The sequence below is a fragment of the Streptomyces sparsogenes genome (assembly GCF_001704635.1).
Lineage (GTDB): Bacteria > Actinomycetota > Actinomycetes > Streptomycetales > Streptomycetaceae > Streptomyces > Streptomyces sparsogenes.
Genome location: NZ_MAXF01000138.1, coordinates 1 through 14,608 on the forward strand (window position 1 = coordinate 1; position 14,608 = coordinate 14,608).

Consider the following 14,608-nt stretch of genomic DNA (forward strand, 5'->3'; position numbering starts at 1 on the left):
GCACTCTGACCTGGGCCGTTCCGAAGTCATTGACCCGATCACGCTGAAGATCCTGGTGGCGGGCGGATTCGGCGCGGGCAAGACGACCCTGGTGGGCGCGGTCAGCGAGATCAAGCCGCTGCGCACCGAGGAACTGCTCACCGAGGCGGGCCGGCCGGTCGACGACGTCGCCGGGGTGGAGACCAAGACCACCACCACCGTCGCCATGGACTTCGGGCGCATCACGCTCCGCGAGAACCTGGTGCTGTATCTGTTCGGCACCCCGGGACAGGACCGCTTCTGGTTCCTGTGGGACGAGCTGGCGACGGGCGCGCTGGGCGCCGTCGTCCTCGCCGACACCCGGCGGCTGGAGGACTGTTTCGCCGCCGTCGACTACTTCGAGCGGCGCGGCATCGCCTTCACCGTCGCCGTCAACTGCTTCGACGGCGCCGCCCGCTTCCCTGAGGAGGCGGTGCGCGACGCGCTCGACCTCGACCCGGGCACGCCGGTCGTCCTGTGCGACGCGCGGCAGCGGGAATCCGTCAAAAGCGTGCTGATCTCGGTCGTCGAACACGCGATGATGGCCTCCGCGGTCCGGGGCTAGCCCCTTCCCTCGAAGGGGCGCCGGAGACATGGCCCGTACCCCGCCGTCCGGGGTGCGGGCCGCGGTGTGTCTCGGATCTTCCCCGGCCGGGTAGGTCTCCCCGTCGGGCATCTGGAAGGAGAGGTCGTGGAGCTGGAGCTGGCTGCCGAGGAATTGACCGCAGTGCTGAACCGGCTGCGCCGGGCCCAGGGACAGATCGCCGGGATCGTCAGGATGATCGAGGAGGGCCGGAGCTGCGAGGAGGTGGTCACCCAGCTCGCCGCCGTGTCCAGGGCCCTGGACCGGGCCGGGTTCGCGATCATCGCCGGCGGACTGCAGCAGTGCCTGGCCGAGGAGAACGGCGGCAGGCCGGACGCGCGGGAGCACACCCGCGCCCGGCTGGAGAAGCTGTTCCTGTCGCTGGCCTGACCCGCGCCCGCACACGACGCGGCGCACAGCGAGCACCGACGACCCGGGAAGGGAGCAGGCGTGGCCATGACGGAAGCGGCGGTCCGGCTGGTGTCCGTGACCAAGGACTTCGGCGCCGTACGGGCGGTGGACGGGGTCGATCTCTCCCTCGCCGGGGGCGAGTTCTTCTCCCTCCTCGGCCCCTCCGGCTCCGGCAAGACCACCCTGCTGCGGCTGGTCGCCGGCTTCGAGCGGCCCACCACCGGCCGCGTCGAGCTGTCCGGCCGCGAGGTCACCGCGCTGCCGCCGCACCGCCGCGACGTCCGCACCGTCTTCCAGGACTACGCGCTCTTCCCCCACATGAGCGTCGAACAGAACGTCGCCTACGCCCTGATGGTGCGGGGCGTGCGCAAGGCGGAGCGGCTCGCCCGGGCCCGCGAGGCGCTCGCCACGGTCCGCCTGGACGGCTTCGGGCCGCGCCGCCCCGCCGAGCTGTCGGGCGGCCAGCGGCAGCGCGTCGCCCTGGCCCGCGCCCTGGTCGACCGGCCCGCCGTGCTGCTGCTCGACGAACCCCTCGGCGCGCTCGACCTGAGCCTGCGCCGGCGGATGCAGACCGAGCTGAAGGAGCTCCAGCGCACCACCGGCATCACCTTCCTCCTGGTCACCCACGACCAGGAGGAGGCGCTGACCATGAGCGACCGCGTCGCGGTGGTCTCGGACGGCCGGATCGAGCAGATCGGCCCGCCGGTGGAGGTGTACGAACGCCCGGCCACCGCCTTCGTCGCGGGCTTCATGGGCACCACCAACCTGCTGCGCGGTGCCGCGGCCCGCCGCGTGGTCGGCCGCCCCGGCACCTTCAGCATCCGGCCCGAACGCATCCGCCTGGCGGACCTCGCCGAGCCGCCCGCCGAGGGGGAGCGGACCGTGACCGGGCGCGTGGCGGACATCGTGCACGCCGGGGCGCACACCCGCTTCACTATCGCGCTTCCGCACGACGACCGGCTGACCGTGATCCGGCAGAACCTGGCCGGACTGCCGCCCTCCGTCCGCCCGGACGCCGAGATCCGGCTGCTGTGGGACCACGACGACGCCTTCCCCCTGCCGAGTTGACGGGGCGGAGCCCGCCCGGGCGCGCCGGAGGCGCTCTGGCGAGGCGGAATCCCGCCGCCGATACTGGCGAGGTCCCGGACAGCCCACGTCGTAGGGGAGGACCAAGATGCGGAAGACATCTGCGGGGAGGTCCGCGGCCGCGGCGTGCGCCCTGCTGCTGGCCGTCACCGCCTGCGGGTCGGACGACGGCGACCGGGCGGCGAAGGCCCCGGAGAAGCTCGGCAAGGGCGAGGGCAAGGTCAACATCATCGCGTGGGCGGGCTACGCGGAGGACGGCTCCAACGACCCCGACGCCGACTGGGTCCACCCCTTCGAGAAGAAGACCGGCTGCCGGGTCGACACCAAGGTCGCCGGGACCTCCGACGAGATGGTCTCGCTCATGAAGACCGGGCAGTACGACACCGTCTCCGCCTCCGGCGACGCCACCCTGCGCCTCATCGCCTCCGGCGACGCGGCCCCCGTCAACACCGAGCTGGTGCCCCACTACAAGGACATCTTCCCCGGCCTCAAGATGCGCCCGTTCAACTCCAAGGACGGCCGGATGTACGGCATTCCGCACGGCCGGGGCGCCAACCTCCTCATGTACCGCACCGACAAGGTCAGCGCCGCCCCCGACTCCTGGCGCGCCGTCTTCGAGGACGCCGACGCCCACAGCGGCCACGTCACCGCCTACGACTCGCCGATCTACATCGCCGACGCCGCCCTCTACCTGATGAAGACCAAGCCCTCGCTGGGCATCAAGGACCCCTACGCCCTGGACCGCGGCCAGCTCGACGCCGCCGTCGCCCTGCTCAAGAAGCAGCACCGGGCGATCGGCGAGTACTGGAGCGACTACCAGAAGGAGATCACCGCCTTCAGGAGCGGCGACAGCGTCATCGGCACCACCTGGCAGGTGATCGCCAACCTGGCCCAGGCCGACAAGGCGCCGGTCAAGGCCGTGATGCCCAAGGAGGGCGCCACCGGCTGGTCCGACACCTGGATGGTCTCCACCAAGGCCGCCCACCCCAACTGCGCGTACAAATGGCTCGACTGGATCGTCTCCCCGAAGGTCAACGCCCAGGTCGCCGAGTACTTCGGCGAGGCCCCCGCCAACGCCAAGGCGTGCGCCGAGACGGCGGACCCCCGCCACTGCGCCGTCTACCACGCCGACGACGAGAGCTACTACCGGCGGGTCCACTTCTGGACCACCCCCATCAAGCAGTGCCTCGACGGCCGCGAGAACACCACCTGCACCGACTACGCCCAATGGACCAGGGCCTGGACCGAGATCAAGGGCTGAGATGCGAGCCCCCACGGCCCGCCCCGCCCAAGACCCCGGCCCCGCCGAAGGCCCACCCCCGAGGCCGGCCCCGAGCCCCGGCGCCCGCCCCGCCCCCGGCCCGCGCGCCGCCGCCCGGCTGCGCCTCGCCGCCCGGCTGCGCCTCGCCGCCCTGCTCGGCCCGCCGCTGCTGTGGCTGACCCTGGCCTATCTCGGCTCCCTCGCCGTCCTCCTGGTCTCCGCCTTCTGGACCACCGACTCGTTCACGTCGGACGTCGTCCGCACCTGGACCACCGACAACCTCCACGAGCTGCTGACCACCCCCGTCTACCGCACGATCGCGCTGCGCACCGTGTCCATCGCGATCGCCGTCACCCTCATCGACGCCGTCCTCGCCCTGCCCATGGCCTTCTTCATGGCCCGCGTCGCCGGCCGCCGGTGGCGCCGGCCGCTGCTGGTCGCCGTGCTCACCCCGCTGTGGGCCGGCTACCTGGTCAAGGCCTACGCCTGGCGGGTCATGCTCGGCCACGACGGGGTCCTCAACCGGACCCTGGCACCACTCGGGCTGCACGGACCGGGATACGGCACCACCGCCGTCGTCGTCGTGCTGGCGTACCTGTGGCTGCCGTACATGATCCTTCCGGTGTACGCGGCCCTGGAGCGGATCCCCGAGCGGACGCTGGAGGCCTCCGCCGACCTCGGCGCCGGGCCCTGGCGCACCCTGCGCTCGATCGTCCTGCCCGCCGCGCGCCCCGCGCTGCTGGCCGGGTCGGTCTTCACCTTCTCGCTCAGCCTCGGCGACTACCTCACCGTGCAGATCGTCGGCGGCAAGACCCAGCTCATCGGAAACGTCATCGCCTCGCAGGTCACCCTCGATCTGCCCATGGCCGCCGCGCTCTCCGCGGTGCCCGTCGTCCTGATCGTCTGCTACCTGGCCGCCGTACGCCGGGCGGGCGCGCTCGACTCGCTCTGACCCCCGCCGACCCCGTGCCCCCCGCCGACCACCTGCCCGCCCCCGACCCCGTGCCCGCCCCCGACCCCGTGCCCGCCCCCGACCACCCGCCCGAGGAGGCCCCCGCCCGTGCGGCTCTCGCGCACCGCCCGCATCGCCCTCGGCGGCGTCACCGCCGCCGGGCTCGCCGTCGTCTACGCGCCCCTGCTGCTGGTCCTGCTCAACTCCGTCAACTCCGACCGGTCCTTCGGCTGGCCGCCCAGCGGCCTGACCACCCGGTGGTGGCGCGCCGCCCTGCACAGCGAGGGCGTCCGCCAGGCGCTGCTCACCTCCGTACGGGCCGGTCTCGCCGCGACGGCCATCGCCCTGGTGCTCGGCACCATGGCCGCCTTCGCCGTCCACCGCCACCGCTTCTTCGGCCGACGCACCGTGTCCTTCCTGCTGGTGCTCCCCATCGCGCTGCCCGGCATCGTCAGTGGCATCGCCCTCAACGCGGCCTTCCGCACCGTCCTGGACCCCCTCGGCGTCGGCTTCGGCCTGTTCACGGTGGTCGTCGGGCACGCCACCTTCTGCGTCGTCGTGGTCTTCAACAACGTCGGCGCACGGCTGCGCCGCCTTTCGCCCTCGATGACCGAGGCCTCCGCCGACCTGGGCGCCCGCCCCTGGCAGACCTTCCGGTACGTCACCTTCCCGGCCGTACGCTCGGCGCTCTTCGCCGGCGGGCTGCTCGCCTTCGCGCTGTCCTTCGACGAGATCGTGGTGACCACCTTCACCGCCGGGCCCGGCACCACCACCCTGCCCGTCTGGATCTACGAGAACCTGGCCCGCCCCCACCAGGCCCCCGTCGTCAACGTGGTCGCCGCCGTGCTGGTCGCCCTGTCCGTGCTCCCCGTGTACGTGGCGCAGCGGCTGTCCTCCGACCCGGCGGGCGGACGGCTGTGAGCCGTGCCGCCCACCGGGCCCCGCGCCGCCGGCGGCCTCAGTGGCCGCGCAGCGACCGGCGCGAGACCGGGAAGTCGAAGTACGTGTCCGGGAACAGCTCCGGCTTGTAGGTGTAGTGCCACCACTCCTCGGCCAGATTCACGAAGCCGAGGCCCTCCAGCGTGTCCTTCAGCAGCAGCCGGTTCGCCCGCTGCGCCCCCTGGATCCGCGGGTCCAGGGTGTGCGAGAGAGTGTCGAAGCAGTCGTAGCCCGTGCCCATGTCCACGGAGTTGTCCGGGAAGCGCTCGTCCTTCGGCGCGTAGCACGGCACCAGCTTCTCGCCCGGCACATACGGGCGGGTGGGCACGGCGGGCAGCTTCACGATGGTCAGGTCCAGCGTGCTGCCCCGGCTGTGCCCCGACTTCTCGGCGATGTAACCGTCCTCGAACAGCCGCGTCTTGTCGACGTCCGGGTAGAACTCCCCCTTCATCGACTGGTCGTCGAGGTCCTCGGCCCACTCAACGAAGTCGTTCACCGCCCGCTGCGGCCGGTAGCAGTCGTACACCTTGAGCGTGTAGCCGCGCCGCAGCAGCGAGCGCTGCGCCTTGTGCAGCGCCTCGGCGGCCGGGCGGGTCAGCACGCACAGCGGCTCCCGGTAGCCGTCCACGGGGTGGCCGGTGAAGTTGTGCGGCGTGTAGTAGCGGATCTCCTGGAGGATCGTCGGGTCCACATCGCTCAGCGCCACGAACTCCTTCGGCGCCTTGGGCTCGGCGCGCGCCTGCGCCGGGGCGGGGGCGGAGACGGCGAGCAGTGCGGCGAGGGGCAGGGCGAGCGCGCGCAGCGCGGTGGTGAACCCCGGCGTGAACTTCGGGGTGAATCTTGGCGTGAATCTGGGCATGACCACCTCAGATATCAGGACGGCCGGGTCCGGAACAAGCCCCGACCGCCCCCGACCGGCACTTCCGCCCCGCCGCCCTCGCCGGCCGTCACCGCCCCGCCGCCACCGCTCACCGCCACCGCGCCACCGCTCATCGCTGCCGCGGCCGCTCCTCGGGCGCCCGACCGTGCACCCGCACCGGATACCCGGGCTCCGCGGCGCCCTCCCGCTCGACCACCACCTCACCGCCGCGCAGCCGTGTCGCGAACCGCACCGTCTCCGGGGCGTCCCACCCGTCCCCCGGGTCCAGGACCAGCGTCCCGCCGCCCTCACGGCCCCGCACCGGAGTCCACACCTCCAGCTCCACCCCGCCGTCCGCGCCCGCCACCGGCACCACCGCGCCCGCCCGCGCCAGCACCGGCACGCGCGACAGCGGTGCGTCCAGCACCACCCGCCCCGGGCCCTCGTACGCCCGGCCGGTCGCCGTGTCGTACCAGCGGCCGCGCGGCAGCCGCACCGACCGCCGCACCGCGCCCTCCTCCAGCACCGGCGCCACCAGCAGCGCGTCCCCCAGCAGAAAGGCGTCCTCGCAGTCGCGCAGCGCCCGGTCCTTGGGCCACCGCCACCACACCGGGCGCGCGTACGGCGCCCCGGTGCGCCGGGCCTCGTGCGCCAGCGTGACGAAGTACGGCAGCAGCCGCCGCCGTTCCCGCAGCGCGGCCGCCGCGTGCGTGAGCACCTGCTCCCCGAACTCCCACGGCTCCCGCCGCCCCGCCCAGATCGCCGAATGGGTGCGGAACAGCGGCAGATACGAGGCCAGCTGGAACCAGCGCAGATACAGCTCCGGGGACGGGCTGCCGGTGAATCCGCCCACGTCCGGGCCGGAGTACGGCACCCCCGACAGGCCGAGCCCCAGCACCAGGGACAGCGAGGCGCGCAGCCCCGCCCACCCGGTCGCCACATCCCCGGACCAGCTGCCCCCGTACCGCTGCAGCCCCGCCCACCCCGAGCGGGAGAACAGGAAGGGGCGCTCCTCGGGCCGCAGCTCCAGCAGCCCCTCGTAGCCGGCCCGCGCCATCGCCAGACCGTAGACGTTGTGCGCCTCGCGATGGTCGCCGCCCCGGCCCTCCAGCGCGTGCCGGGCCGAGCGCGGCAGCGTCGGCTCGCCGAAGGCCGCGAACGACACCGGCTCGTTCATGTCGTGCCACACCCCGGCGAAGCCCTGCTCCAGCCGCTCCGCGTACAGCCCGCCCCACCACTTGCGCACCCGGGGGTCGGTGAAGTCCGGGAACACCGCCTCGCCCGGCCACACCACCCCGCGCACCTCGCGCCCCCGCGAGTCCCGCACGAACACGTCCTGCGCCGAGCCGGAGTCGTACACCGCGCCGCCCGGCTCCGCCTTCACCGCCGGATCCACGATCGACACCAGCCGCGTCCCGCCCCGGCGCAACTCCGCCGCCAGCCCCGGCAGATCGGGGAACCGCGCGGTATCCACCGTGAACACCCGGTGCCCGGCCAGATGGTCGATGTCCAGGTGCAGCGCCGACAGCGGCAGATCCCGCTCCCGGTAGCCCGCCACCACCCGCCGCACCTCCTCCTGGTCGCCGAACCCCCAGCGGGCGTGGTGGTAGCCCAGCGCCCAGCTCGGCGGCACCGCGGGGGCGCCCGTGAGCGCCGCCCAGCCCTGCAGCACCCGGGCCGGCGGGCCCACGATCACCCAGTAGCGCAGCGGGCCGCCCTCCATCCGCGTCCGGCAGGCGCCCGGCCGGTCGTGCCCGGACCCCGCGCCCTCCTCGCCCTCCCGCAGCGTGACCGTGCCGTCCCACGAGTTGTCGTGGAACACCAGATGGGTGCCCGCGTCCGCGACCACCAGCTGCACCGGCATGGTCAGGTACAGCGGATCGTCGCCGGGCTCGAAGCTGCCCCCCGGATCGGTGTTCCACAGCCGGTACGTGCCGTCCCGCAGCCGCGGCCCGGACGCCCGCCCGCCGAGCCCGAAGAACCGCGCGTCCGCCGCGACCTGCGACCGCTGCTCCCACCGCGCCGCCTGGCCCCCCGCGCCCCCGCCCGGGCCCGCGCCGTTCACCTGAGCGCCGTCCGCCCCGTTCACCCGCGGGCCGTCCCCGCCGTTCCCCGGTGCGCCGTCCCCGCCGTTCCCGGGTGCCCCTTCGGCGCCCGGGCCGCCCGCGGGCTCCCACCAGCGCGGCGGCAGATCCCGCCGCAGCACCACCCCGCCCGGCGTACGCACCTCCACCGCCCCGGTGCGCGAGACCGCCACCGTCACCCGCTCGGAGACCACCCGCCAGCCGCCGTCCGTGTCCGGCTCCAGACGCACCCGCTCGTCCGCGTCCGGGCAGGGCCCCTCCAGCGCGTACGAGGGCTCCGGCTCGGCGCCGTCCCACCCGCAGAACACCGCGCCGCCCGCGGACACCCGCACCCGCAGCGAGGACCGCGCGAAGCGCACCACCCCGCCGCCCGGCTGCGGATCCGCCCCCCGCACCGGCCCCGGCACCCGCGCCCGCTCCGGCCCCCGGCGCGGCAGTCCGACCGCGTCGGAACGCCGGCGCCGCCACGCCGAGCGCAGCGACCTGAGCCCCCGCGCCGTACCGACCACCTTCACCGACCGCACCAGGTCACGCGCATCCATGTTGATCACTTTGCCATTGCCGGCGGCCCGTGCGTGCGGCGTTCAACTGCCGTTCACCCGTGGTCCGCGCACATCCCCCGCCACCCCGATATGGAGTGGCGGCCCTGGTGCGGGAGTCGATCACATGGCATCGTCCTGCACGGACGACACTACGGACGACACACACGCGTATCCGCGCACCGCCGGGAGCCGACAGATGACCACCACAGCGCAGCCAGACCACCTGCCGCGACCCCTGTGGCAGCCGGGGCCCGAGCGGATCGCCCGGGCCCGGCTGACCCGCTTCCACGCCTGGGCGGCCGAGCGGCACGGCGCCCCCGCGCCCGACCCCGGCGACCCGGCGGCGAGCTACGCCGCGCTGCACCGCTGGTCCGTGACGGAGCTCGCGCGCTTCTGGCAGGCGGTCGCCGAGTGGTTCGAGGTGCGCTTCACCACCCCCTATGACACCGTGCTCGCCGACGCCACCATGCCCGGTGCCCAGTGGTTCCCCGGAGCCACCCTCAACTACGCCGAGCACGCGCTGCGCGCCGCCGAGGACCCCGCCCGGGCCGCCGAGCCCGCCCTGCTCCACGTCGACGAGACCCATGAGCCCCGGCCCGTCAGCTGGGCCGAGCTGCGCGGCCAGGTCGGTGCCGTCGCCGCCGAACTGCGCCGCCTCGGCGTGCGCCCCGGCGACCGGGTCAGCGGCTACCTCCCCAACATCCCGCAGGCGGCCGTCGCGCTCCTGGCCACCGCCGCCGTCGGGGCCGTCTGGACCTCCTGCGCCCCCGACTTCGGCGCGCGCAGCGTCCTGGACCGCTTCCAGCAGGTGGAACCGGTCGTCCTGTTCACCGTGGACGGCTACCGCTACGGCGGCAAGGAACACGACCGCACCGAGACCGTCGCCGAACTGCGCCGCGAGCTGCCGACCCTGCGTGCCGTCGTCCACATCCCGCTGCTGGGCACCCCCGCCCCCGAGGGCGCGCTGGAGTGGGACGCCCTCGTGGGCGAGGCCGCGGAACCGGTCTTCGAGCAGGTGCCCTTCGACCACCCGCTGTGGGTCCTCTACTCCTCGGGCACCACCGGACTGCCCAAGGCCATCGTCCAGTCCCAGGGCGGCATCCTGATCGAGCACCTCAAGCAACTGGGCCTGCACTGCGACCTGGGCCCCGGCGACCGGTTCTTCTGGTACACCTCCACCGGCTGGATGATGTGGAACTTCCTGGTGTCGGGCCTGCTGGTCGGCTCCACCGTCGTCCTGTACGACGGCAGCCCCGGCTACCCCGACACGGCCGCCCAGTGGCGGGTCGCGGAGCGCACCGGGGCCACGCTCTACGGCACCTCGGCGGCCTACGTCATGGCCTGCCGCAAGGCCGGGGTCCACCCCGCCCGCGACTTCGACCTCTCGCGCGTCGCCTGCGTCGCCACCACCGGGTCCCCGCTGCCCCCCGACGGCTTCCGCTGGATCCACGACGAGTTCGCCGCCAGTACGGGCGAGGTGTGGATCGCCTCGGTCAGCGGCGGCACGGACGTGTGCAGCTGCTTCGCGGGCGCCGTCCCCACCCTCCCCGTCCACATCGGCGAACTCCAGGCCCCCGGGCTCGGCACCGACCTCCAGGCCTGGAACCCCCAGGGCGAGCCCGTGCTCGACGAGGTCGGCGAGCTCGTCGTCGCCCAGCCCATGCCCTCCATGCCGATCCGCTTCTGGAACGACCCGGACGGCAGCCGCTACCGCGACAGCTACTTCGACATGTTCCCCGGCGTCTGGCGGCACGGCGACTGGATCACCCTCACCTCCCGCGGCACCGTCGTCATCCACGGCCGCTCCGACTCGACGCTCAACCGACAGGGCGTACGGATGGGCTCCGCCGACATCTACGAGGCCGTCGAGCGTCTCCCCGAAATCCGCGAATCCCTCGTCATCGGCGTCGAACAGCCCGACGGCGGCTACTGGATGCCCCTGTTCGTCCACCTCGCACCGGGCGCCACCCTCGACGAGGCCCTGCGCGACCGCATCAAGCGCACCATCCGCGAACACCTCTCCCCGCGCCACGTGCCCGACGAGATCATCGAGGTGCCCGGGGTGCCGCACACCCTCACCGGCAAGCGGATCGAGGTGCCGGTCAAGCGCCTCCTCCAGGGCACCGCCCTGGACAAGGCCGTCAACCCCGGCTCGGTCGACGACCTGGACCTGCTGCGCTACTACGAGCGCCTCGCCCGCGAACGGCCGTAGCGGCGGAGCGTTGTCAGTCCCCTCGGTTACGGTGAGTGAGCACTGATCGACCGCGCTGAGGGGGAGACATGGCGCACACGACACCAGGCGGCACTCACCGGAGGGAGCGCAGCGCGCGCCGCGCGCTGCGCAGGGAGGCGCCCAGCACCGTCGCGCTGCTGGCGGACGAGGAGGACTTCGCGGCCATGCGGCGCTACGCGTCGTTCGCCTTCCACGACCACGGAGCGTATCTGCGGCAGGTGGAGGGGCTGCTGCGGGCCCTCGCCTCCCAGGGCGTGCACACGGCCGTCGCCCTGTTCGACCCGGCCGAGTACGAGGAGTTCTGCGCGGACTCCGACCTCGACCCCGACACCTCCACCGCCCGCACCCGCTACACGGCCGAGGTCGCCGCCGCCGGCCCCACCGTCACCTACCGGGGCCAGCCCCTCGACCAGCTCGTCCAGGGGCTCATCGGCGCCGCCGAGCAGCAGGCCACCTGGGAGTACGCCACGGCCCTGCTGTCCCGCGCGGCCGGCTGCGGCTGCCCCGACGACCCGGGCCGCACCGCGTTCCACAGCGGCCAGGCCGCGCTGCGCCGGCTGCTCGCGGCGGCCGGCCCGGGCCGCCACCATCTCGTGTGCAGCGTCCCGGCGAGCGGCGCCCCGCTCGTGGCCGTGGTCCACGCCCAGGCGGCTGAGCAGGGACCGGCGGAGGTCGACCGCACCGAGGCCCTGATCTTCAGCACGGTGCTGGCCTGCGGGATCGCCACCAGCAGCCCCGGCGGCGTCGTGCTGCGCACCACCGCCCCCCGCGGCCGGGACACGGTCCGCGGCTGGGCGCTGCACCAGGGCCGACTGCGGCCGCTGAGCGAGGCCGAGGTCTTCAGCGCCTACTGCACCGACGCGGACACCGGCGAGCCCGTCCCGCCCGAGCACGGCGTCGACTACCGGCCGGGCCTCCCGCTGCCCGGCCCCGACGACCCGGAGCCCGAGGGCCAGGAGCCCGCCGACCCGGAAGGGGAGTGACACCCACGCCCGAGACGGGGGCGCCCCGCCGCACTCTCGCGACGGGGCGCCCCCGAAACAAAGCTCAGGCTCACCGGCTCACTCGCCGGACAGCACCGCCTGCGCGGCGATGCGCGCGTCCTCCGCGGTGTCCGCCGCGCGAGCCGCGGCGGCCGCCCGCTCGCACTGGGCGAGCGTGTGCTTGGCCAGCGTGGCGCGCACATACGGAATCGCCGCGGCGCCCATCGACAGGCTGGTGACGCCCAAGCCGGTCAGCACACACGCGAGCAGCGGATCCGACGCGGCCTCCCCGCACACGCCGCAGCTCTTGCCCTCGGCTCGCGCGGCCTCGGCCGAAGCCGCCACCAGGTCCAGCAGCGCCGGCTGCCACGGGTCCTGGAGCCGCGACACCGCGCCCACCTGGCGGTCCGCGGCGAAGGTGTACTGCGCCAGATCATTGGTGCCCAGCGACAGGAACTCCACCTCCTGGAGGATCGAGCGCGCCCGCAGCGCGGCGGACGGAATCTCCACCATCGCGCCGAACTTGGCCCGCAGCCCCGCCTCCCGGCACGCGTCGGCGAAGGCCTTCGCGTCGATCCGGTCGGCCACCATCGGCGCCATGACCTCCAGATACACCGGCAGCCCCGCCGCGGCCTCGGCCAGCGCCGTCAGCTGCGTCCGCAGCACCTCGGGGTGGTCGAGCAGCGTCCGCAGCCCACGCACACCCAGCGCCGGGTTGGGCTCGTCGGCCGGAGTGAGGAAGTCCAGCGGCTTGTCGGCCCCCGCGTCCAGGACCCGCACCACCACACGGCCCTCCGGGAAGGCCTCCAGCACCTTCCGGTACGCCTCGATCTGCTTCTCCTCCGACGGCGCCTTGGTGTTGTCGTCGAGGAACAGGAACTCCGTGCGGAACAGCCCCACGCCCTCCGCGCCGGCCTCCACGGCCGCCGGCACATCCGCCGGGCCGCCGATGTTCGCCAGCAGCGGCACCTTGTGCCCGTCCGAGGTGGCGCCCGGACCGGAGGACGCGGCCAGCGCCGCCTTGCGCTCCTCCGCGGCCCGGGCCAGCTCGGCCTGCTTCTCCGCACTTGGGGCCACGAAGATCTCTCCCGTGCTGCCGTCCACAGCGATCACCGTCCCCTCGGCCAGCTCACCGGCGCGGGGCAGCGCCACCACCGCGGGCACGCCCAAGGCGCGCGCGAGGATCGCGCTGTGACTCGTCGGCCCACCCTCCTCGGTGACGAAGCCGAGCACCAGGGTGGGGTCGAGCAGCGCCGTGTCCGCCGGGGCCAGGTCCCGCGCGATCAGTACGTACGGCTGGTCGCTGTCGGGGACCCCGGGCATCGGCACCCCGAGCAGCCGGGCCACGATCCGGTTGCGCACATCGTCGAGGTCGGCCACCCGCCCGGCCAGGTACTCACCGGCCCCGGCCAGCAGCGCCCGGTACGCGGCGAACGCGTCGTACACCGCGCGCTCGGCGGTGCTGCCCACCGCGATGCGCCGCTCGACGTCGGCGATCAGCTCCGGGTCCTGCGCCATCATGGCCTGCGCCTCGAGCACGGCCTGCGCCTCGCCGCCCGCGAGATTGCCGCGGGCCAGCAGGTCGGCCGCCACGGCCTCCACCGCCTGGCGGGCGCGCCCCTGCTCGCGCGGCGCCTCGTCCGCCGGGATCTGCTTCGCCGGCGGTTCCAGGACCGCGGTCCCCATGTGCCGCACCTCGCCGATCGCCACCCCGTGGCTCACGCCGACGCCTCGCAGCGTTGTCTCCATTGCACCCGTCTCCGGTTCGATGCGGCGGGGCTCACCCGCCGCGGTGGTTGTCTACTCGCCGTGATGGCCGATCGGACCGGCTCCGACCGGGCCTACGCTCATGTCCAGCTGAAGAGGAGGTCGCCGGACTTCACCTCGACATCGGCACTGACGTCGACCAGGGACTCGGCGGTGGCCTCCAGCGCCACCACCGGACAGACCGGCGACTTCCCGGCGGCCACCACGGCCGCGGGGTCCCACCGCACCACCGCGTCGCCGCGCCGCACGGTGTCGCCCTTGTTGATGAGCACCTCGAACCCCACCCCACCCAGCTGAACGGTGTCGATGCCGAGGTGGGTGAGCACACCGTGCCCCTCCCCGTCGACCACGACGAACGCATGGGGATGGAGCGAGACGACGACGCCATCGATCGGCGCCACCGCCACGGAAGGCTCGAGCACGGGGTCGACCGCGGTCCCGGGACCGACCATCGCCCCGGAGAACACGGGGTCGGGCACCGCGGCGAGTCCGATCACACGCCCGGCGAACGGGGAGGTCACGGTGGTCATGGGAAGCCTCCCAGGGGTGGAGAATCGTCACGCAGTGTCACCGCCCGACCCGGGCAGCGCACTGCCCAGAAGCGTAAGTCATAGGAACTACGGATTCCGCACAAGCTGTGCAGGCCGAAGGGCACCCAGGGGCGCCGAATCGATTTGCCACCGCTGCGCGAGGGCTGTACTGTCGTATCCCTGCCCCGGATGAAGCGCCGCAGTCCACTGCGGGCACATCCAGTCGAGGCAGCGCCATCAGTCACCTGACGACAGATCTTCGGATCGGCTTTCGCATGCCCGCAATGCTTGCGAAAACCACGGATTCGGAGAAACGAAATCGGTCTGATAGCGTGTGAAACACCGAAGGGAAGCGCCCGG

At 73.7% G+C, this 14,608-nt stretch carries 12 protein-coding genes; 8 read left to right on the top strand and 4 right to left on the bottom strand.

What is annotated here, in order from left to right:
* Window positions 1-10 precede the first annotated feature (10 nt).
* The 6 genes from BBH68_RS29160 (at window position 11) to BBH68_RS29185 (ending at window position 5,232) form a co-directional block, all read left to right on the top strand.
* Complete coding sequence (locus BBH68_RS29160) at window positions 11-583, top strand: GTP-binding protein (protein ID WP_065966727.1); 573 nt, start codon at window positions 11-13, stop codon at window positions 581-583.
* Window positions 584-709: 126 nt separating this feature from the next.
* A complete protein-coding gene (locus tag BBH68_RS29165) occupies window positions 710-991 on the top strand; it encodes a metal-sensitive transcriptional regulator (RefSeq protein ID WP_065966720.1) in 282 nt (93 codons plus the stop codon).
* A gap of 66 nt (window positions 992-1,057) precedes the next feature.
* Window positions 1,058-2,080, top strand: a complete 1,023-nt coding sequence (locus BBH68_RS29170; RefSeq protein WP_065966728.1) for an ABC transporter ATP-binding protein — start codon at window positions 1,058-1,060, stop codon at window positions 2,078-2,080.
* A gap of 106 nt (window positions 2,081-2,186) precedes the next feature.
* Entirely contained in the window at window positions 2,187-3,359 is a 1,173-nt protein-coding gene (locus BBH68_RS29175) for an ABC transporter substrate-binding protein (protein ID WP_065966721.1), read from the top strand.
* 1 nt (window position 3,360) lies between these two features.
* Window positions 3,361-4,311, top strand: a complete 951-nt coding sequence (locus tag BBH68_RS29180; RefSeq protein ID WP_079151261.1) for an ABC transporter permease — start codon at window positions 3,361-3,363, stop codon at window positions 4,309-4,311.
* Between the two features lie 108 nt (window positions 4,312-4,419).
* Window positions 4,420-5,232, top strand: coding sequence for an ABC transporter permease (locus BBH68_RS29185; protein WP_065966722.1), 813 nt, complete (start codon window positions 4,420-4,422; stop codon window positions 5,230-5,232).
* A gap of 37 nt (window positions 5,233-5,269) precedes the next feature.
* Here BBH68_RS29185 and BBH68_RS29190 read toward each other — a convergent pair whose 3' ends face one another.
* A complete protein-coding gene (locus BBH68_RS29190) occupies window positions 5,270-6,109 on the bottom strand; it encodes a M15 family metallopeptidase (protein ID WP_076972093.1) in 840 nt (279 codons plus the stop codon).
* A gap of 130 nt (window positions 6,110-6,239) precedes the next feature.
* Window positions 6,240-8,735 carry a glycoside hydrolase family 31 protein gene (locus BBH68_RS29195; RefSeq protein ID WP_065966731.1) on the bottom strand — a complete coding sequence of 832 codons (2,496 nt, stop codon included), beginning with the start codon at window positions 8,733-8,735 and terminating at the stop codon, window positions 6,240-6,242.
* A 196-nt stretch (window positions 8,736-8,931) separates the two neighbouring features.
* On the opposite strand from BBH68_RS29195, the gene BBH68_RS29200 reads away from it, so the two are divergent.
* Both BBH68_RS29200 and BBH68_RS29205 read left to right on the top strand, forming a co-directional pair.
* Window positions 8,932-10,947, top strand: coding sequence for an acetoacetate--CoA ligase (locus BBH68_RS29200; protein ID WP_065966723.1), 2,016 nt, complete (start codon window positions 8,932-8,934; stop codon window positions 10,945-10,947).
* A 68-nt stretch (window positions 10,948-11,015) separates the two neighbouring features.
* Window positions 11,016-11,951: a hypothetical protein gene (locus tag BBH68_RS29205; protein WP_065966724.1), complete on the top strand. Its 936-nt coding sequence runs from the start codon at window positions 11,016-11,018 to the stop codon at window positions 11,949-11,951.
* A gap of 78 nt (window positions 11,952-12,029) precedes the next feature.
* Here the strand turns inward: BBH68_RS29205 and ptsP are convergent, their stop codons facing one another.
* A complete protein-coding gene (ptsP, locus tag BBH68_RS29210) occupies window positions 12,030-13,700 on the bottom strand; it encodes a phosphoenolpyruvate--protein phosphotransferase (protein WP_065966725.1) in 1,671 nt (556 codons plus the stop codon).
* A gap of 98 nt (window positions 13,701-13,798) precedes the next feature.
* Window positions 13,799-14,248, bottom strand: a complete 450-nt coding sequence (locus BBH68_RS29215) for a PTS sugar transporter subunit IIA (RefSeq protein ID WP_065966726.1) — start codon at window positions 14,246-14,248, stop codon at window positions 13,799-13,801.
* Window positions 14,249-14,608 lie beyond the last annotated feature (360 nt).